Source organism: Limosilactobacillus coleohominis (genome assembly GCF_016901675.1).
Taxonomy (GTDB): Bacteria; Bacillota; Bacilli; order Lactobacillales; family Lactobacillaceae; genus Limosilactobacillus; species Limosilactobacillus intestinavium.
The window spans coordinates 1-591 of sequence record NZ_JACJKU010000179.1; the positions used below are offsets into that span (position 1 = coordinate 1).

Here is a 591-nt window from a genome sequence, read left to right on the forward strand (position 1 = left end):
GATCCACCCTTATCATATGCATGGTTGTGCATTTACCATTATTTCGCGTAATGGACATGCCCCACTACCAAATGAAACGGGATTAAAAGATACGGTCGTCGTTAATCCACAAGAACATGTTCGCATTAAAGTGTGGTTTAAAGTCCCAGGCGTCTTCATGTACCATTGTCACATCATTGAACACGAAGATGGTGGCATGATGGCTCAGATTAAAGTTATTGATCCTGCCAACCCCAATAAGAAATATCATTTAATGAATCACGAAACCCTCATGAAGGCCTTTGCTGAAGAGCGTGGTGTTTCAATGGATGACCTTTGGCTAGGTGGGATGGATTCCTATAAAAAAATGGGAGAAACAATGTAGCTACTAGTATAATTAATATCAAGTAGCCCTTTAATAACGTAATAATAAGGTATCATTAACCGGGAAATAAATAGAGCGTGATAGATGTCTCTAACGACTTCTATCACGCTCCATTTTTTAGGTTCTACACCAAATGGTGTTGGTTAGAGATTTTTCATCTCTATACCAATGCCATTTTTGTGTTTTAAACAAAAAAACAGAGGTAAACCTCTGTTACAATGAAATCG

1 protein-coding gene is annotated in these 591 nt (G+C 38.1%); it reads left to right on the top strand.

Annotated elements, in window-relative coordinates; genetic code table 11:
• Positions 1–364, top strand: a 364-nt coding sequence (locus H5975_RS08415) for a multicopper oxidase domain-containing protein (RefSeq protein ID WP_204785634.1), incomplete at its 5' end; no start/stop codon positions are given.
• Between the last annotated feature and the right edge of the window lie 227 nt (positions 365–591).